This is a genomic window from Budvicia aquatica DSM 5075 = ATCC 35567 (assembly GCF_000427805.1).
GTDB lineage: Bacteria > Pseudomonadota > Gammaproteobacteria > Enterobacterales > Enterobacteriaceae > Budvicia > Budvicia aquatica.
Window position 1 is genome coordinate 101,847 of the sequence record NZ_KE386585.1, and the last position, 18,707, is coordinate 120,553.

The 18,707-nt window shown below is 50.8% G+C and carries 22 protein-coding genes; all 22 read right to left on the minus strand.

What is annotated here, in order from left to right:
* Positions 1 to 180: 180 nt before the first annotated feature.
* The 22 genes from cobO to YWE_RS0122575 all read right to left on the minus strand — a co-directional run bounded on the left by cobO (position 181) and on the right by YWE_RS0122575 (position 18,699).
* On the minus strand, positions 181 to 771 hold the full coding sequence (gene cobO, locus YWE_RS0122470; RefSeq protein WP_029096477.1) for a cob(I)yrinic acid a,c-diamide adenosyltransferase: 591 nt from the start codon (positions 769 to 771) through the stop codon (positions 181 to 183).
* A gap of 33 nt (positions 772 to 804) precedes the next feature.
* Entirely contained in the window at positions 805 to 2,451 is a 1,647-nt protein-coding gene (locus YWE_RS0122475; RefSeq protein ID WP_029096478.1) for a fumarate hydratase, read from the minus strand.
* A gap of 460 nt (positions 2,452 to 2,911) precedes the next feature.
* Positions 2,912 to 3,829 carry a LysR substrate-binding domain-containing protein gene (locus YWE_RS0122480; RefSeq protein ID WP_029096479.1) on the minus strand — a complete coding sequence of 306 codons (918 nt, stop codon included), beginning with the start codon at positions 3,827 to 3,829 and terminating at the stop codon, positions 2,912 to 2,914.
* Between the two features lie 50 nt (positions 3,830 to 3,879).
* Positions 3,880 to 4,941, minus strand: coding sequence for a nicotinate-nucleotide--dimethylbenzimidazole phosphoribosyltransferase (gene cobT / locus YWE_RS0122485; protein WP_029096480.1), 1,062 nt, complete (start codon positions 4,939 to 4,941; stop codon positions 3,880 to 3,882).
* 11 nt (positions 4,942 to 4,952) lie between these two features.
* On the minus strand, positions 4,953 to 5,564 hold the full coding sequence (locus YWE_RS0122490; RefSeq protein ID WP_029096481.1) for an adenosylcobalamin/alpha-ribazole phosphatase: 612 nt from the start codon (positions 5,562 to 5,564) through the stop codon (positions 4,953 to 4,955).
* A gap of 3 nt (positions 5,565 to 5,567) precedes the next feature.
* The gene (cobS, locus tag YWE_RS0122495; protein WP_029096482.1) at positions 5,568 to 6,326 is read right to left on the minus strand and encodes an adenosylcobinamide-GDP ribazoletransferase; all 759 of its coding nucleotides are present in this window, start codon (positions 6,324 to 6,326) and stop codon (positions 5,568 to 5,570) included.
* Entirely contained in the window at positions 6,323 to 6,868 is a 546-nt protein-coding gene (gene cobU, locus YWE_RS0122500) for a bifunctional adenosylcobinamide kinase/adenosylcobinamide-phosphate guanylyltransferase (protein ID WP_029096483.1), read from the minus strand. The genes cobS and cobU overlap by 4 nt, the downstream gene beginning before the upstream one ends.
* Complete coding sequence (locus tag YWE_RS0122505) at positions 6,865 to 8,400, minus strand: cobyric acid synthase (RefSeq protein WP_029096484.1); 1,536 nt, start codon at positions 8,398 to 8,400, stop codon at positions 6,865 to 6,867. The genes cobU and YWE_RS0122505 overlap by 4 nt, the downstream gene beginning before the upstream one ends.
* Positions 8,397 to 9,209, minus strand: coding sequence for an ATP-binding cassette domain-containing protein (locus YWE_RS0122510; RefSeq protein WP_029096485.1), 813 nt, complete (start codon positions 9,207 to 9,209; stop codon positions 8,397 to 8,399). Before YWE_RS0122510 ends, YWE_RS0122505 begins: the two co-directional genes overlap by 4 nt.
* Positions 9,210 to 9,220: 11 nt before the next feature.
* The gene (locus YWE_RS0122515; protein ID WP_029096486.1) at positions 9,221 to 9,898 is read right to left on the minus strand and encodes an energy-coupling factor ABC transporter transmembrane protein; all 678 of its coding nucleotides are present in this window, start codon (positions 9,896 to 9,898) and stop codon (positions 9,221 to 9,223) included.
* A complete protein-coding gene (locus YWE_RS0122520; protein ID WP_029096487.1) occupies positions 9,885 to 10,166 on the minus strand; it encodes an energy-coupling factor ABC transporter substrate-binding protein in 282 nt (93 codons plus the stop codon). Before YWE_RS0122520 ends, YWE_RS0122515 begins: the two co-directional genes overlap by 14 nt.
* Positions 10,166 to 10,906, minus strand: a complete 741-nt coding sequence (locus YWE_RS0122525; protein ID WP_029096488.1) for an energy-coupling factor ABC transporter permease — start codon at positions 10,904 to 10,906, stop codon at positions 10,166 to 10,168. Before YWE_RS0122525 ends, YWE_RS0122520 begins: the two co-directional genes overlap by 1 nt.
* 3 nt (positions 10,907 to 10,909) lie before the next feature.
* Complete coding sequence (locus YWE_RS0122530; protein WP_029096489.1) at positions 10,910 to 11,623, minus strand: cobalt-factor II C(20)-methyltransferase; 714 nt, start codon at positions 11,621 to 11,623, stop codon at positions 10,910 to 10,912.
* Positions 11,623 to 12,417, minus strand: a complete 795-nt coding sequence (gene cbiK / locus YWE_RS0122535; RefSeq protein ID WP_029096490.1) for a sirohydrochlorin cobaltochelatase — start codon at positions 12,415 to 12,417, stop codon at positions 11,623 to 11,625. Before cbiK ends, YWE_RS0122530 begins: the two co-directional genes overlap by 1 nt.
* 13 nt (positions 12,418 to 12,430) lie before the next feature.
* On the minus strand, positions 12,431 to 13,225 hold the full coding sequence (locus YWE_RS0122540; RefSeq protein ID WP_029096491.1) for a cobalt-precorrin-6A reductase: 795 nt from the start codon (positions 13,223 to 13,225) through the stop codon (positions 12,431 to 12,433).
* A complete protein-coding gene (locus tag YWE_RS0122545) occupies positions 13,222 to 13,947 on the minus strand; it encodes a precorrin-3B C(17)-methyltransferase (protein ID WP_029096492.1) in 726 nt (241 codons plus the stop codon). The genes YWE_RS0122540 and YWE_RS0122545 overlap by 4 nt, the downstream gene beginning before the upstream one ends.
* Positions 13,947 to 15,005 carry a cobalt-precorrin 5A hydrolase gene (gene cbiG / locus YWE_RS0122550; RefSeq protein ID WP_029096493.1) on the minus strand — a complete coding sequence of 353 codons (1,059 nt, stop codon included), beginning with the start codon at positions 15,003 to 15,005 and terminating at the stop codon, positions 13,947 to 13,949. The genes YWE_RS0122545 and cbiG overlap by 1 nt, the downstream gene beginning before the upstream one ends.
* Positions 14,986 to 15,765, minus strand: a complete 780-nt coding sequence (locus YWE_RS0122555; protein ID WP_029096494.1) for a cobalt-precorrin-4 methyltransferase — start codon at positions 15,763 to 15,765, stop codon at positions 14,986 to 14,988. The genes cbiG and YWE_RS0122555 overlap by 20 nt, the downstream gene beginning before the upstream one ends.
* Positions 15,758 to 16,327, minus strand: a complete 570-nt coding sequence (locus YWE_RS0122560; RefSeq protein WP_029096495.1) for a decarboxylating cobalt-precorrin-6B (C(15))-methyltransferase — start codon at positions 16,325 to 16,327, stop codon at positions 15,758 to 15,760. Before YWE_RS0122560 ends, YWE_RS0122555 begins: the two co-directional genes overlap by 8 nt.
* Complete coding sequence (locus YWE_RS0122565; protein WP_029096496.1) at positions 16,317 to 16,919, minus strand: cobalt-precorrin-7 (C(5))-methyltransferase; 603 nt, start codon at positions 16,917 to 16,919, stop codon at positions 16,317 to 16,319. The genes YWE_RS0122560 and YWE_RS0122565 overlap by 11 nt, the downstream gene beginning before the upstream one ends.
* Positions 16,916 to 18,070, minus strand: coding sequence for a cobalt-precorrin-5B (C(1))-methyltransferase CbiD (gene cbiD / locus YWE_RS0122570; protein WP_029096497.1), 1,155 nt, complete (start codon positions 18,068 to 18,070; stop codon positions 16,916 to 16,918). The genes YWE_RS0122565 and cbiD overlap by 4 nt, the downstream gene beginning before the upstream one ends.
* Positions 18,067 to 18,699 (minus strand): cobalt-precorrin-8 methylmutase, encoded by a 633-nt coding sequence (locus YWE_RS0122575; RefSeq protein ID WP_029096498.1) that lies wholly within the window; start codon positions 18,697 to 18,699, stop codon positions 18,067 to 18,069. Before YWE_RS0122575 ends, cbiD begins: the two co-directional genes overlap by 4 nt.
* Positions 18,700 to 18,707: the final 8 nt, after the last annotated feature.

The window sequence follows — 18,707 nt, forward strand, 5'->3', positions numbered from 1 at the left end:
ACAAAAAGCTAACTTCAAGTATGACGGGTATAAAGCGAGTATAACGGTAGGCTGATTTGCTTTTCTAATGCCGGTTCAGCCGGCTGTTATGCCGTGAAAGCATCACTAAAATAAAACCCCGCCGCGGATCAACGCGACGGGGTTTTTGATCACCAGATGTAAAGGTTTGAGCTCAAAGCGTTACCAGTCGATCCCCTTCTGTGCCTGAATGCCATTTTCAAAAGCATGTTTTACCGGACGCAGCTCACTCACCGTATCTGCCAGCTCGGTAATATCCCGGTGACAGGCTCGGCCAGTAATAATCACGCTTTGGTGAGGCGGTCGATTCTTCAATGCAGTCAGTATCTCATCCAGCGCTAAATATCCGCAGGGAATCATATAGGTCAGCTCATCCAGCACCACTAAATCAAATGACGCATCTGCCAGCATGCGCAAACCTTCTAGCCATGCTTCCTCAGCCGCTTTGATATCATCGCCTTTGTCTTGGGTATTCCAGGTAAACCCGGTTGCCATAACGTGGAATTCAACGCCGTTTTTCTCCAGCAGATTACGTTCCCCGTTTTCCCATGTCCCTTTGATAAACTGAATAACACCGACCTTTAGGCCGTGGCCGACCGCTCGGGCTACCGTACCAAAAGCCGCGGTAGACTTACCTTTACCGTTGCCGGTAAAGACGATAATAATACCGCCGGTTTTAGTTGCCGCCGCAACGCGTTCTTCTACGCGCTCTTTTAGCTGTTGTTGACGCTGTTGATATCTGTCTTCGCTCATACTGATGTTCCTCAGTGTTGAATCTGAATATCACTACTGGTGGCAACCTGCACATATCTGTGACTGAATCTGGTCAAAGAATGAGTTACCTTTATCATCCACCAGAATAAACGCCGGGAAGTTTTTCACTTCCATTTTCCACACCGCTTCCATCCCCAGCTCCGGATACTCAAGGCAGGTCAGGCTTTCAATATAATCCTGAGCCAGTATGGCTGCCGATCCACCGATACTGCCTAAATAGAATCCGCCGTGCTTATGACAGGCATCGGTTACCTGCTGACCGCGGTTGCCTTTAGCCAACATCACCATGCTCCCGCCGCGGGACTGGAACAGATCAACGTAAGGGTCCATTCGACTGGCGGTTGTCGGTCCCATAGAACCTGACACAAACTCTTCCGGCTTTTTGGCCGGCCCGGCGTAATAAACAGGATGGTTTTTGATGTAGTCGGGCAGCTCTTCGCCTTTATCTAAACGCTCTTTAAGCTTGGCATGAACAATATCGCGGGCAACAATCAGCGGACCATTAAGGGATACTCGGGTTGAAACCGGATGGCCGGAAAGCTGCTGCAGAATATCAGCCATCGGTCGATTAAGGTCGATATTTACCACGCTGCCCTCATTCCCTTCACGGAAATGCGCAGGAATATAGCGCTCCGGATGGTACTCCAGCTTTTCCAGCCAGATACCCTGTTTGTTAATCTTGGCTTTAATATTACGGTCAGACGAACAGGAAATCGCCATTCCGATAGGACACGATCCGCCGTGGCGCGGCAGGCGAATAACCCGAACGTCATGAACTAGATACTTACCGCCAAACTGAGCCCCTAAGCCGAACTCGCGGGAAGCGTCCAGCAGCTCTTTCTCCAGTTCGATATCACGGAAAGCCTGACCGTGCTCATTTCCTTCGGTGGGTAGATTATCGTAATACTTAGTTGACGCTAATTTAGCCGTTTTCAGGTTGGTTTCTGCTGAGGTTCCGCCGACGACAAAGGCCACATGGTAAGGCGGGCAGGCAGACGTTCCGAGGCTTCTCATTTTTTCGGTCAAAAAGGCCTTTAGCTTTTCCGGTTCTAAAATGGCTTTCGTTTCCTGATACAGCGCCGCTTTATTCGCAGAACCACCGCCTTTATTGACAAACAGGAAGCTGTATTCATCACCCTCTGTGGCATAAATATCAATTTGCCCCGGTAAGTTAGTACCAGTATTCACTTCGGTATACATATCCAGAGCGGCATTTTGCGAATAGCGCAGGTTGTCATTCTGGAAGGTGCGATAAATTCCTAACGATAGCGCAGCCGCATCATCCGTCCGGGTCCAGACATGCTCGCCCTTCTTGGCAACAATGGTGGATGTTCCCGTATCCTGACAGTTTGGCAAAATGCCTTTGGCTGAAATCTCAGCGTTACGTAGCAGCTGTAGCGCGACATATTTGTCGTTTTCGCTGGCTTCAGGGTCGCTTAAAATATTACCGACCTGCTGCTGATGAGCCGGGCGGAGAAAAAAGGAGGCATCATGAAGCGCCTGTTGGGCAACTAGCGTTAACGCTTCCGGTTCAATTTTTAATATTTCCTGCCCGTCACAAACTAAGGTGGACACATATTTATCGCTCAGAAGATAGTACTCGGTCTCGTCTTCTGATAAAGGAAAGGGTTGTTGATAAAAAAATTTATTATTAGACATTTTTTTCACTCATTTAATCGTAGGGAAGAAATATAAAAATAGTCGTATTTATTATTTAACAAATAGATAATTAATAATATTTAAGATGTACTGAGCTCAATTTATTACACCACATCATTATTAATTTAAAAAAGTAAAAAGCAAATGATCTATCTGCAACAGATGGTGCACATAAGTTAATAAGTAATAGTTAGCACACAACTAAAAACACCCAAACCCAATAAGCACGGAGCTTCCATACCAATGAGAAAATAACGACAGAATATTTCCGTTAAAATTAAAATAGAGTTTAATATTAAAAACAAGAATCACATCACAAACCAAATTTTATTTAGCCATAAAGCAATGCGTTATTAAAATCTAAAAAAATATCAGACAGGGGAAAACCCACCGAATAAGGTGTCATATTTTCCCCTGCTGTTCTCAGAATCAATAATAAAAAATATATCAGACGTTATTGCTAGCTTTGTTTTTGTTTCAGTGCTTCCGCTTTTGATTTTTCATGAACCCACTGGCTGAACTTTTGTAAGCTCTGCAAACCTATCTTGTCTTCCTTATAGGTCAAGATAAAGTGGTTGCCGGTACTCATGGGTAAATCACACGGAATCACCATATCACCATTCTCTAAATCTTTTTGAATAGCAAAGCGCGGAAGTAATGCCACGCCAAGATTAGAGCGCACCGCTGATATCAGCATAGACAGCAGGTCAAAACGCGGCCCCATTCGGACTTTAGGATTACTTACGCCGGATAATCCAAACCAGTCAAACCATGAATCCAACCGTGTCGTCTGATGAAGCAGAGTAAACTCTTCCAGCAGCTCTTCCGCTCGCATCACTTTTTTATCGTCTCGCCACAGCATTCGACTACATACCGGAACCAGTTCTTCTTCAAATAAAGATTCATTCTCAGCCCAAGGGCTGCAAAAATCCTCTCGCATAATTGCCGCATCATATTTCAGATGCAGGAAATCTGCCGGCGTAGTCAGCGCGATAAGATTAAGCACAATGCCGGGGTGTTTTTCACGAAAGTCATTCAGGTTAGGAATAAGCCAGTGGGTACTAAAGGTTGGCGTCGCAGCCACTTCAAGTACCTGTTGGGTTGAATGATAAGACATGATGCTTTGAGTATCCCTCTCCAACTGCTCTAAGGTTTCTCTGACCAGCTTGAGATAATAGTGCCCGGCATCATTAAGAAAAATTCGCTTACGCACATGATGAAATAGCGAAACGTTAAGAAACTCTTCCAGCGCCGTGATTTGCCGGAAAACCGCACTTTGCGTTAAGGCTAACTTCTCTGCTGCACGCGTGTAGCTTTCATACTGGGCAACCGCCTCAAACGTCACTAGTAAATCGGTCTTAGGAATTTTACACCGCATTTTAGCCCTCCTGACATTGATAATAGGGTCAATCAATACATACATCGCCGTTATTGGCTTAATGACCGACGTAAACTAAAGCCGCTGTTTTCCTGTAGCCCCATATCGCAATACATGGCACAGGCTGCACCGACTACGGACATAGCTATCGCCGCCCCGCTTCCTTCTCCCAGTCGTAAATCCAGATATAAATAAGGTGTTAAGTTAAGATGTTGCAGAGCGCGTTTAGCGCCTTTCTCTGCTGAGAAATGTGAAGGAATACAATACTCCCGCGCAGCCGGCGCTATCTGACAGGCCGCCAGTGCAGAAGCATAAGAAAGAAAACCGTCAAGAATGACCGGAACGCCACAGGCTGCCGCCCCCAGAATCACCCCGGTCATCCCCACCAGATCGAAGCCTCCTACCTTGGCCAGAACATCAATGCCATCGTTGGGATCGGGTTGGTTAACCACAATCGCCTGACGCACAATATTTTCTTTATGTTTCACCCGCGCCTGAGGCAAGTTGGCCCCGATACCAACCACTTCATGAGGGTCACAGCCGGTGAGTACGCTGACAATTGCTGATGCCGGCGTGGTGTTGGCTATCCCGAGTTCACCAACGCCAAAAACAGAAATCCCTTGCCCGACCCGCTGCTGAACCAACTGAGCGCTGGCTAATATCAACTGTGCTGCCTGCTGATAGCTCATGGCGGGCCCCTGAGCTATATTGCCGCAGCCTCTGGCAACTTTGAGCGACATCAGGCCATCAATAGGATCGCAATCAATACCGATATCAACCGGCAGCACGCTGGTATTACTGTTTTTAGCCAGTACGCATACGCCGGTTAGTCCTTTTTGCATATTACGCGCCTGAATCGCGGTAACATTTTTAGGTGTAATCGCCACGCCCTCATCAAATACACCGTGATCGGCACACATCACCACAATCTCTTTTTGCAGATCTTGTAGATCTGAAATTCCCGGCATGCCGAAAAGTTGTACCGCCAGCGTTTCAAGCCGGCCAAGGCTTCCCGGTGGTTTTGCCAGACTATCAATGTGTTTGACGGCATAGTTCATATGGGCCCGGTTCAAGGGCTGTATCGACGAAATTAAACTCTGAATTGTTTTCATTATGGTTATTCTCATTCCTCAGGTAGGTACTGCACCTGCCCATTAAATACCCGTAAAGTGATAAACCCGGCATGATTCTCCACCATGCTGTAAGCCTGGTGCTGAAAGCTAAAATGCCACATTGCCTCCGCCGGCATATTCAGTAGCCGGGCTAACAACAGGCTCAAAACGCCTTGGTGGGCAACAATCAGCTGATGACCAGAGGTGGTTATCGCCCTTAGCTGCTCGGCAAACTCCGTCACCCGCTGAGCAAAATCCTCAAAGGGTTCGCCTCCGGTTGCACATGCCTTCTGCCCGCCGGTTAGCCAGCGTTGCCAGCCGTGAGGATCATTTTTAGCAATCTCCTCAAAGTGGCGCATTTCCCATGCACCAAAGTGCATCTCGTTCAGCCGCCGATCAAACTGCATAGATCGGGAACGGGCAGGCAAAATGATATTGGCCGTCTGCTGTGCCCGGCGTAGCTGGCTGCAGTACACCGACTCAAACTTAACGCTTTTGAGGGCCAATTTTATCTTCCGCGCCTGAGCAAGGCCGGTCCGGGTCAGCCCGAGATCCGTACTGCCATAAAACAGCCCTTTTTCATTGGCTTCGGTCTGACCATGACGAACCAGAAAAAATCGCATCCGTTAGCTCCAAAGTAGTGCCAGCAGAAAAATAACCTCACCCAGCTCTTCTGAGGCGCCCAGCGTATCTCCGGTTTGGCCACCGAGGTGATAACAGAAGTATCGGCTCAGGCCATAAACCGCCATCAGTGTGATCCCCATGGCGAACAGGCCCTGCCAGCCACTGATAACGCCGATGAATATCCCGCCAAGTAACAAGGTGCTGCCCGTTTCGCGCCGCGACACTTGGCCGATGTAGATATTGCCCATCCCTTCACCTTCGCGGGAATAGCGTTGTCGGTACATCAATAAAACCATGGCCGTACGTCCGGCAACCGGAGCGCACACCAATACCGCAAACAGCTGCAGCGGTAAGAGGTGAGAGAGTTCCACCACGGCCAGCGTTTTAATCCCGATACAAAACACCAATGCCAACCCGCCGTGAGTACCCAAGCGGCTGTCACGCATAATCTCCAGCATCCGCACCCGGTTACGGGCAGAGAAAATGCCATCGCAGGTATCAGCCAGTCCGTCTAAATGAAAGCCGCCGGTTAACAGTGCCAGCACCAGCACATAACCCATTGCGCCAATATAAATACCGCCGCCGGACTGGCTAATTGCGACGGAAATTGCCGCCGCAATAGCGCCGACAATCAGCCCGACCAGCGGAAAAATCGGTACTCCGCGGCCATATTGCCGAAAATCAACGCCGCTCGCCCAAGACGCCGGAACCGGAATTCGGGTAATAAATTGCAACGTTGCCCAAAACATCGCCGGTTTCATTTAATTCTCACTCCAATACCGGACACCACCAGCCATACCTCATCTGCCGCAGCGGCAAGCCGCTGATTAGCCCGCCCGGCAATGTCCACAAAGTGGCGAGCCAGTCGGTTCTCAGGCGTAATCCCCATGCCTAACTCGTTAGTGACGATATAAACCGGCGTTCGGCAACTTTTACTGGCATCGATCAGATCGCTAATTTGTTGGTCAATAAAGGCTTCCAGAGGTGCGAAATCCAGAGTGTCGGGCGACTCAGCGCCGGACTGTTCAAACAGCAGATTGGCTATCAGCGTTGTAATACACTCCAGCATCACCCCTTCACCGGGCTTAACTTGTTGACGAATAACATCGCCTAACTGCTGAAAACCTTCCCACGTTCGCCAGTGGGCCGGACGCTGCGTTTTATGGCGGGCGACTCTGGCCGCCATCTCGCTATCGGTAATCACTGAGGTGGCGATATACAGCACCTGTTCGCAGCGAGTCTTTGCCAATTTTTCGCCAAAAGCGCTTTTGCCGCTGCGCGCTCCGCCGGTGACTAAAATCATGCCGTTACCTCCTGGTGTTGGCGTATTAACCGATAGATTCGGTCAATATCCAGATGCTCTCGCATGCCGGCGGCTAAGATATTGAACTGCTGCTCTTTATGTAGCGCATAGTCGAAGCTGTCATTGTCCAGCGCAGGAAGGCCTTTATTACTGCGTAACTGATTAAGCAGCGGGCGGGTAAAATTATTCTGGTCGAAGATTCCGTGAAGATAGCTGCCCATCACCGAGCCATCCCGGTTAACTGCCCCGTCACTCCACACCTCACTCTGACCATTGCGTAAGTCCATTTCGGCCAGCGCAATCGCGTTATCACCCAGCCTTGAAACCCCCATATGAATTTCATAGCCCGCAATCGGTTGTTGGCTGCAGCGGGCTAAAAAGCCCGGCAGATTATCCCGAGTTGCACCTTTAACCTGAGCGGTATGCTTTTTAGTTTCAAACTGGGTTTCAACGTCTAGCAGGCCGAGCCCGTGCATATGGCTCAGCCCGGATTCCACTTCATCAAATATCTGAGTCCCCAGCATTTGATAACCGCCACAGATACCGATAATCGGCGTTCCGGCCTGATGGGCATCAATAATCGCTTTATCCATCAGCTTGCTTTGTAACCACGTCAGGTCACCCAGCGTGTTTTTACTGCCCGGCAGAATGATCAAATCAGCGCCGGTAAGTTGCTGTGGGTCGGCGGTATAACGCAGGCGAACGTCAGGCTGTGCGGCCAGTGCATTAAAATCGGTGAAGTTAGCGATATGAGGAAGCTGTACCACGACAATATCCAGTAGCTCACTGGCTTTGCCGTGGTATTTTCCGACCTGTAGGGCAACGCCGTCTTCATCTTCCAGATCGACATCCAGCCATGGCAAAACCCCAAGTACAGGAACCTGAGTTAAAGATTCAATCTGAGTAATACCGGGCTTCAGCAGCTCAATATCGCCGCGAAACTTATTGATGATCACGCCTTTTACCCGCGCCTTCTCATCCGGCTCAAGCAGGGCCAGCGTGCCATAGATAGAGGCAAATACGCCGCCCCGATCGATATCGGCAACCAGAATTACCGGCGCATCGGCCAGCTTAGCCATGCCCATATTCACAATATCGCGATCGCGCAGATTGATCTCTGCCGGGCTTCCGGCCCCTTCCAGCACCATGATATCGGCTTCAGCACACAGGCTGCGGTAGACATCCTGAATTTGTTGCTGTAGCTGAGGTTTATATTGATGGTATTCAACGGCATCCATATTGCAGGCAACGCTGCCCATTAAAACCACCTGAGCTTTACGGTCGCTGGTGGGTTTAAGCAACACCGGGTTCATACGCACATCCGGCTTAATACCCGCCGCTTCAGCCTGAAATATCTGCGCCCGCCCCATCTCTTTGCCGTCGGCAGTAATCCCCGAATTGAGCGCCATATTCTGAGATTTAAACGGAATACATCGATAGCCATCCTGTGAAAATATCCGGCAAAAACCTGCGACCAGAACGCTCTTACCCACATCAGATGCCGTTCCCTGAATCATCAACGATAAACTCATGGTATTTCTCCCGTATTGGTACGTAGAATCGCTAGCAGTTCCTGCTCGGTTTTACATAAGGGCAGCCCGGCTTCGCTGTGTAATTTGACCAACCAAGGCTGCTCAAGCCCGGCGTTTTCCAGCATCTCTTTTTGCACAAAGACTTCCTGAGGCGTGCCGGTACTCACTATCTGTCCGTCTGACAGCACATAGATTCCGTCACAAATCTGATAGATCAGGTCAATATCATGGCTGGAGATAATGATGCGTTTTCCCTGAGCCACAATGGCTGAGATAATGTCGAGCATTTGCTTGCGCCCGGAAGGATCCAGCCCGGCGGTAGGTTCATCCAGTAGCAGATAATCTGACTCCATCACCAGCGCCCCGGCGATAGCCACCCGCTTTTTCTGGCCGAAGCTTAAACATTGAATCGGTTTGTCGCGAAAGTGCCCGGCATCAACCATCCGTAGTGCACGTTCAGTTCGGCGACTGATTTCAGCTTCATCAACGCCAAGATTACGCAGGCTAAAAGCAATATCGCTGGCAACATCGGTATAAAAAATCTGTTGGTCAGGGTCCTGAAATACCGTGACTACATTCTGACGCAGCGCCATAAGCCCTTTTTTGCTATAGTCCAGCGGCTCATTATTCCACCAGACCTCACCTTGCTGCGGCCGCAAAATGCCGGCAAGATTCATAAACAGCGTTGACTTACCACAGCCGTTAGCGCCGATAATCCCGGTCACCTTGTACTGACTAAAATCCAGCGTCAGATCTTTTAGCACCGGCGAGTCCGGATAGCTGAAACTCAGGGTTCGGGTCGCTAACATGTTTTCGCCATTCATAGATGGAAATCACCCTGATAAAGTTTTATCTCTAAGGCTACCGACATCTGCTGATAGCGGCTAAGAACCCGGGAAAATAACATGCAGACCAGCATGCTCAGCGAACGGTAGCTGGTACGCAGTGAGCGATAGCCAAACCGCAGTGACTGGGCATGATGAATCGCCGTTGCTTCTTCAACAAAAATAAAAATAAAGCGCCAGGTCAGTAATATTTGTTCAATAATCAGATTGGGCACCCGACAGAATTTGAGTAATTTAATCAGTTGCTCAAACGGCATATTCAGCATGAACCAGAAGGTGGCGGCTAAAGAAGCCAGACTTCGCCAGAAAGTTTGGTTAGCCGTCAGCAGCCCCTGCGGGTCAATTCCCAGCCAATAGTTTCCTAGCGGAAACCCCACCAGCAGGCTATCTGGCTGAGCAGATAGCGAAATCACAATCGCTACCAGCCCGACAGACAAAAAACCTAAAGGAATCAGCAACCACTTGAGATAGCTCAACGGACTGACCCGCAATAAATAGCAGGTAAACCCGGCTAGCCCCAATAGCAGCAGCCCTTGCCCTAAGGGAGGAAGCATCATCGCCAGCGCCATAAACAGCAGATAGAGCGCAAACTTCATTCTGGGATCTTTATGACGCCAGCGACTTTGGTTACTCAGCTTATCAATACTGAGCATTGTCTTTACGACCGCGGCGATAGTAGCCGAGCACATAAAAAATCACGGCGGTGCCGAGGCTTCCCTGTAGCGTAAACAGCAGGCTTTCAATCTCGCCGCTGGCAGGCTGATACAGCGACTCAAACCACGGCTCATAGTCCGGCGCAATCAGCATAATTTGATCTTCGGCCTGACCGTCTGCGCCGCCAAACTCACCGCCGTGATCGATAAAGAACGGAGCGATCACCAGCCCAACAATCAGTAATATCAACACCAATGTCTTGTTCATTATTTGAAACTCCATGCAGGCACCTGAACCAACTGTCTTTTCACCAATTGGTCATAAATCAGAACGGTTAATAAGCCTTCGGCAATGGCGATAGGCACTTGGGTTAAGCAGAAAATACTCATGAATTTCACGATGGCGGCCCCGGCCCCCATCTGCGGATCGGGGAAGGCTACGCCTAACTGCACCGAAGTGACGGTATAGGTCACAATGTCGGCAAAGAAGGCGCAGAGGAACACCGCAACGTCTTTACGCATGCCTAACTTGCATGAGAAGCGCCAGACCAGATAACCCACCATCGGGCCAATCACCGCCATCGACATAGCATTAGCCCCCAGGGTGGTGATACCGCCGTGAGCCAGTAACAGCGCCTGAAACAGCAGCACAATGGTACCGAGCACCGCAACCACCGAAGGACCGAACAGAATAATTGCCAGCGCCACGCCGGTCGGGTGAGAGCAACTGCCGGTAACCGACGGAATCTTCAGCGCCGAAAGCACGAAGATAAACGCACAGCACAGGGCCAGCAGCACCTTCTGGTTACTGTCTTCCTGCACAATTCGCCGTAGCCTGACAATACCGGTTGCCAAAAAAGGTAAAAAGATCAGCCACCATGCTATCGCCCACATGGGTGGCAGAAACCCTTCCATAATGTGCATGGCAAAGGCCTCTTGAGGAGCGGTGATCAGCAAAATGCCAATCGCTGCGCCGGATAACGAAAACTTCGTCAACTGCTTTTGCATAACTTACCTCGATGTATTCCAATGTTTGTTAACCAAAATTGTTGAAAAATAAGGCAGCTTCAGCTCACTGTCCGATTGACTCAAATCCCGCCAGCACTGTTCCGTTGGCAGAGTGGCATCCGCCATCATCAGCGCATGTTCAAGTAGATTCAGTCGGTGAAGCAGAGCGCGTACCTGTTCCAGTCGCCCATAAACTTTCATCAAAACCACACAGTCGTGGCTGCGCAGCGTTTGTTCCAGCTCATCTTCAGAAACGGTGCACGAAATCACCGCCATGGTCTGGGTTTCCATTGCCAGCGGCATCACTCCGCGGGCGGCAATAGCGGCAAAAGAGGTGACGCCCGGCACAATCTCTAACCATGGCTGGCGGCCGATTCGTTCTAATAAAGAGACCCAAGTACTGAATAGCATGGCATCGCCCAAGGTGATAAAGCCCACCTTACGGCCGTTCTTCACTTCATCTTTCAGCGCCTGAGCGACTTCATCCCACACGGCGGCTTTGTCATCCGCCGAGGCCTGCATTAAAAAGTGATAGGTCCGAACCTCGGTTTTCGCCGAGACGTACTCTTGCACAATGGTATGCGCCAAGCTGGGTGCGCCCTTTTTGCCTGCCGGTGCGTACAGCACGTCCAGTTCGCCAATAATTCGTGCACCCCGGACGGTGATCAGATCGCTGGCCCCCGGACCAACGCCAATGGCATATAGCTTTCCGTCCATCATGCCGGCTCCGCGCAGTTTTGATTGATTGCGTCTTCCAGATGGCTGACAAACATCTGGCGAATAATGCGGTTTTCACCCAGCCCCTGTAGCCAAGGGGTTGCACCTATTCCGGCCTTTTCTAACTGGCTTTTCCATGAGTCTTCTTCATCGGAGGCCATATCGTTAATGGCATGGTCCCCTGCCACCAGCATCAATGGCATCAGGTGAACGTTGCCAATACCTTTGGCTTTTAAGTCAGTAATAATCAGGTCAATCTCAGGGTAGCTTTCAACTGCACCAACTCGGGCCGGAAAGCCCTGGCTGGTCATCAGATGATCGAGGCAGGCGTAGGCAGAAAAAGCATGATGAGTCGCGCCATGGCCCATAAATACCGCGCACTCATTTGCTTTGAGTTCAGGCATCTGGTGCTGTATTGCCACCATTAACTGTTGATAGTCTTCAAATCGGCTAAGCAAAGGAGCCCCGAGAACTAAGCGTTTAAAGTACGGGCGAAACTTTTCAATCTCGCGGACAATCTTTTCGTATTCATCCCCCTTAATGACGTGCAGAGACTGAATAGCGACGTCTTGATATCCGGCCTGTGCCAGTCGGGACAATGCCTCTCGCGGGGTATCAATTTTTAAACCATCGCGGCGTTCTAATTTACGAATCACCATTCCTGAGGTAAATGCCCGAAACAGATCGCGATCGTCAAAGGCATCGGCCAGCTGTTGTTCGCAGGCTTCAATATTCTTTTTTCGCGTTTCGGTGTAACTGGTTCCAAAACTGATGGCTAATAATGCTTTTTTCATCACCATATCCTGACTAGTTAGCGGTAATCTGACCTTGGGTTAATAATCGTTCCATCTCTTTCAGGCCGTTGACCTGAGTGACTCCGTCACCATCAAACAGCCCTTTCGGGCGACAAACGATAATGCAGGGAATGCCTAACATCAGGCAGGGTTCGACCTTTTGTTTAAATCCCCCCTGGGCGCCAGACTCTTTGGTAATCACCACGTCAGCCTGACAAAACTGGTATAACGCCCGATTAAAGTCGGCGCTGAACGGTCCTTTTAGGGCAAAAATTTGATCGACCGACAGGCCGCAGTATTCGCACAGCGCTAAAACCTCAGTGGTGGGTAACACTCTGGCCATCACCGTCATGCCGGAGAGCAGATTGACGTAGTCCGGTAGTTGCTTACTGCCGGTGGTTAGCAGCACCCGCTGCCCGAGGCTTTTAGCCAGTTCACACGCCTGATCGATAGTGGATACTCGATGAACCAGCGGATGCAAAACCGCATGAATCTCACTAATACGCTCATAGCGAATCAGCGGAATACCGACGACCCGGCAGGCCTGAAAAATATTCTTGCTGAGCAGTTCTGCATAAGGATGAGAGGCATCGATCACCTGCCGGATACCCTGCTGCTGTAAGTAATCAATCATTTGATCCGCATCCATTCGGCCACAGACAATTTCGCCACCAATTCCGGCTGCCTGCTGAACGCCGGTCGCGGTGGCTACCGATAATCGGTAAGCGCTCCCGCTGTCATCAAGCATTTGGCAAATCTGGCGGGCATCGCTGGTACCGCCAAAGACATGGATCAATGGTTGGCTCACAGCGTATATCCCCTTGGCGTGATCATTAGGCCATCGCTGATGTAGGTCGACTGATTGCCGACAATCACCAGGCTGGTCATATCCACATTGCTGTAGTCCATTTCACCGAAGGTGGTTATCCACTTTTCCTGCTTTTTGCGACCGGCGGCTTTCACCACCCCGACCGGCGTTGAAGGTGATGTCCAGGGCGCCATAAGCTCAAAAGCCTTTGCCAAATGACCTTCACGGCCCCGGCTGCGCGGGTTGTAAAAACAGATAACAAAGTCGGCCTCAGCGGCGGCTTTAACCCGCTTCTCAATCACATCCCATGGGGTTAATAAGTCGCTCAGGCTGATATGACAGAAGTCATGCATTAGCGGAGCCCCTAGCAGAGCCGCGGCGGCAATGCTGGCCGTAACGCCAGATACCAGTCGCACCTCAACGTTGCGCTTTTGCTTAGTCACAATCTCTAAGATCAACCCGGCCATGCCGTAAATACCGGCGTCACCGCTGCATACCATGGCGACGTTCTTACCCTGTTCGGCTAAATCGATGGCCAAATGGCAGCGCTCAATCTCTTTACACATGCCGGTTTTAATCACTTCTTTATCGCCGACCAACGGTTTAACCAGATGGGTATAGGTTTTATACCCCACCACTACATCGGCCTCTTTTAACGCAGCAATGGCATCCTGAGTCATCATTGCTTCACTGCCGGGGCCAATACCAATCACTGTTAACATTACGCCAATACTCCTAAAGTCATGGTGACACCCTGTTGTTTCAGGGTATGTCCGGTAATATTCCCGCCGCTCAACAGCCAGGCAACCGGTTGAGAAACACAGCCGGCTCCTACCGTTTGACGGACAAAATCAGAAACCGGAAAAAGATGTTCAAGCTCAGAAAGGGCACTCACGGGGAATAGCTGAAACGGAACGCCGCTGGACCGAGCCAGTTGGTTCAGCGCGGGCTCATCTCGTTTTAAATCCACGCTGCCAATCGCTTTTAACGCCAGAGGATCAAGATCATTGTCAGCCAGATGTGCCGACAACATTTGCGCGACCAAAACGGGGTCAACGCCGCGACGACAGCCAATCCCGACAACTACCCGACGCGGCACCAGCTTGAACGTTGGCACGTTTAGCCTCAGCATTTCCCGGTGGTAGCTGATATACACCAGCCCGTCGAGTTCAGGTAAAGCGGCCAAGTCCTCTACCGGTACAAAACCGCGGGTATCAACACGCTCTTTTTGCGCAACTAATGCCGGGTGCCACCAGATGCCGACTTTTTTGCCGCTCACCAACATTTGGTTTACCGTCTTTACGCTGTCACGAAAGTTGTCTATCCGGCCGTCGATCTCTCCTGCCAGTTGGTCAAGAGCGGCCATGTTATTGACGTCAGTAGCCGTAGTAATCACCGCCTGCCCGCCGAGAATATCGGCAAGCTGCCGGGCCAGTTGATTAGCACCGCCAACGTGGCCGGACAATAAGCTAATAGCAAATTGGCCTTGTTCATCGAGTACCACAACGGCCGGATCGGTCAGTTTGTCGTGAAGTACCGGCGCCAGCACCCGAACGGTAACGCCGGTGGCCCCGATCACAATCAGTCGGTCATACTGGCCAAATGCCTGACGAAGTGCGTTGGCAAACCCGCCATCAAACGGAATAAAACCGGGTTCTATCAGCGCCGGGCTGGTAAAACAGCTCATCTTCAGATGCGGTCGTAGCCGCCGGGCCAGCGCAACGCCGCCCGGCGTCAGACAAAACAGCGCAATGGATAAATCAGGCCTGACGGTACTCATGGCTGAATCCCGCATCATAAAGTTTTGAATAGTGATACTCATCACCGAGGAACGGCCCCACCAGAATCAGCGCCGTCTTACAAATACCGGAAGCTTTTACCCGTTCAGCGATATCCGCTAAGGTAGCGCGCACAATCTGGCAGTCTTCCCATGTCGCTTTGTAAACTACCGCAACCGGTGTTTCTGGCGGATAACCGCCCGATGTGAGCTGCTTAACGACTCCGGTAATATCCTGAACCGACAGAAAAATCGCCATCGATGTTTGATGGGCAGCAAAGGATTCCAGACTCTCCTTGGGGGGCATCGGCGTTCGACCTTCAATACGCGTAATAATCAGGCTTTGCGAAACCTCCGGTACGGTATATTCCACCCCAAGCTGAGAAGCCGCCCCCAAAAATGAGCTTACCCCCGGTACAGAAACGAATGAGATTCCGTGTTCCGACAGCACTTCCCCCTGCTCACGAATAGAGCCATACAGGGATAAATCACCGGTTTGCAGACGAACCACGAGCTTGCCGGCCTTAACTCCGCCGATCATCAGGTCCGTAATTTGGTGTAACGTCAGGCTGGCACTGTCATGACATTCTGCGTCTGCAGGGCAATACTCCAACAGTTCAGTATTAATCAGCGAGCCGGCATAGATAACCACCTGAGCCTGTTGTAACAGACGGTAGCCTTTTAAGGTGATCAGGGTTTTATCCCCCGGTCCGGCGCCAACAAACCATACTTTGCTGGTATCAAAATCAAAACGTTCAGGCACGACACTCCTCCTTCAGACAGGAAATAAGATAAGCGGGATTATTCGGTTTGAAATAGTGCCCCTGCCCCAGTGAAGTCAACGCACCTATCTGAAGTTCGCAGCAGTCAAGCTGTGTCACCCGGCAGGTTTGGAGATACGCCAGTGCTTTGGTCAGGTTTTCGAGCAGAATAAAGGTCATCACCAGGCGACCGCCTGACGGTAAATGTTGCAGCGACCAGTCAACTAACTCCGTCAGTTGACCACCGGTTCCGCCAATAAAAATGGCATCAGCCGTTTCCGCAATATCGACCGGAGCCATGCCGGAGATAATCCGGATATTGTGGCAATCAAAATGCCGACAGTTTTCAGCGATCAGACTCAACGCAGACTCATTGCGCTCAATGGCAATCACGTCCAGATTCGGGTAGCGTAAAGCGGCTTCAATAGAAATACTTCCGGTGCCGGCGCCGATATCAATCAATCGCCGTGCATGGCGTAAATCCAGCCGTTCCAACGCCAGCAGCCTTACCGGCTCTTTAGTCATTGGCACCCGGTGCCCGCGCAGAAATAGTTCATCGTTCATTGAGAATCACCACTACGTTGATGTCATAGTCAGACCCAACTTCGTCGGGTTTAAGATAGGTAATTCGCTGACTTTGCTGAGATAAGTTCTCGCCAATCACCATAAATCGCTGCTGACCGCGCGCTAAAATCTGATCGGCAATTTCACGCGGACCGATGATTTTATCGGTCACCATGCCAATTTTGGGATGAGATAAAAGCCAGTCGAAATCGGGCCTGCGCCCGTGGCTGCTGGTGAGATAGATGTCATTCATATCCAGATGAATCAGCGAGCACAGATACTGAACCGCACTGATGCCGGGAAGAATGCGGATATTCTCAGGTCTGAAATATTCGGCGATCCGTTTGCCGATGCCATAGAACAGCGGATCGCCGGAAGCCAGTACCACGACGTTTTTCTGCTGGTGCAGCTCAAGCCATTTCATCAGAGAATAGATATCTGAACTAAGCCGTTTGGTCTCACCGTTAAAATGGGGAAATATCGCTAAATGGCGTTCTCCGCCGACCAGAATATCGGCCCGTGCGACGGCGTTCAGTAATGCCTGAGTGTGATGGTCCGGCGCTCCCGGGCCAACGCCGACAACGGTAATCATCGGAAGTCCTCCACGATCTCACTCACCGGGCGATTGCTGCCCAAGACCTGATTTTCAAAAGAAAACATTACCGCGTCGCACTTCGGTTTATCACTAGAGAACCGCAGCATTTGGTCGACACGGAAACAGATCTTTCGGGCTATTTGGTGATAAACCGCTTGCCAGCCGCGTTCAGCAATCAGCTCAATCGCCGCCTCGGTGGTGTCGCACCGATCTACCGCCTGAAGCAGTTCAACAGGTGCCCCCATCAGAGCCAAATGTGAGATCAAGGTTTCCATGCGACCATCAGCAATATGACTGTGGGTATGGAAAATTCCGGCGGCAATCTTCACCAGCTTACCGGGGTGCCCCACTAAAACCACATGGCGGAAACCCAGCCGGACCGTTTCCTGTAACATGTAGCCGACAAAATTGCTCATAGTGACGACATAATCGCCATCGATAGACATTTGCTGACTGACAAAGCGTTCGCCGTGGTTACCGGGCACCAAAATGATTTTCTCTAGCCCGTTGGCTCGCTTCATTTCCAGTTCAATAGACAAAGAGCGTTTCCAGCTCTCTTCTGACATAGGCGTTACAATGCCGCTGGTACCGATAATTGAAATACCGCCTTTAATACCCAGCCTGTCGTTATAGGTTTTCTTTGCCCGTTCTTCGCCTTCCGGCGCAAAAATCACAATCTCAGCCCCGCGATTAGGGCCAATAACATCGCGTACCGCCTGCTCAATGGTTTGCCGAGGGGTTTTATTAATTGCCGCACAGCCGACGGGTAAGCCGACGCCGTTGCGCGTAACCCGCCCAACGCCCTCTCCGCCTTCAAGCCGTATAACGCCGCCATCGTTGAGTGACACTCTGGCGTAAATCAGCATGCCGTGAGTCGCATCAATATCATCGCCGCCGTCTTTACGAATAGCTGCTGAGGCCTGCTGACCTTCAATCAGCGGCTGTTCAACGTTTAAAAACAGCGCGACGCCTGACGGGGTCACAATGGAAACTTGATTAATCACCTGCTGGCGTAACACCATCAGCGCCGCGACTCGCGCGGCCGCCGTTGCGCAGGAACCGGTGGTATACCCTTTGCGCAGCGCTTTGCCTTTATGCCAGACCACGCCGAGATTGGCACTGCTGTCCGGCGGGCTTATCTGATTCATACCGCCTCCGGCATCCGGTACAGGATGGCGTTAATAATGGCGGCCGCCACGTTACTCCCGCCTTTTCGTCCTTTGGCGGCAATGTAGTTTAAGTCACTGTCAATCAGCGCATCCTTTGACTCTTCGGCCCCGACAAAGCCAACCGGCACGCCCACAACGGCAGCCGGGCTGACCCGATGCTCCATCAGTCGAAACAGCGCAGTCGGCGCATTGCCGAAAACAAATATCTTTTCTTCCGGCTCCTGCAGGGCAATATCCACCGCCGCCATCGAGCGGGTAATCTGTTGGTCTTTTGCCATCTGGACCACCCGCGGGTCACTGATATAGCAACGGCACTGGCTGCCATACTGGGCAAGGCGGGTTTTATTGATACCCGAAAGCGCCATAGTGGTATCGGTATACAGGGTACAGCCGCGCTGAATAGCCTGACGGATAGTCGCGATAACATCGGGGGAGAAATGAAGAATATCCAGCCAGTCAAAGTCTGCGGTGGTATGGATAACCCGCTTAATGACCGCTTCCCGATCTTGATCGGCAAAGCGATATTCCGGCCGCGCTTCATGAATAATGTCACTGATAATACAAAAACTGTTTTCTTCTATTTGTGCGGGTTTTTGAATGTAATTCATGAAGCTGC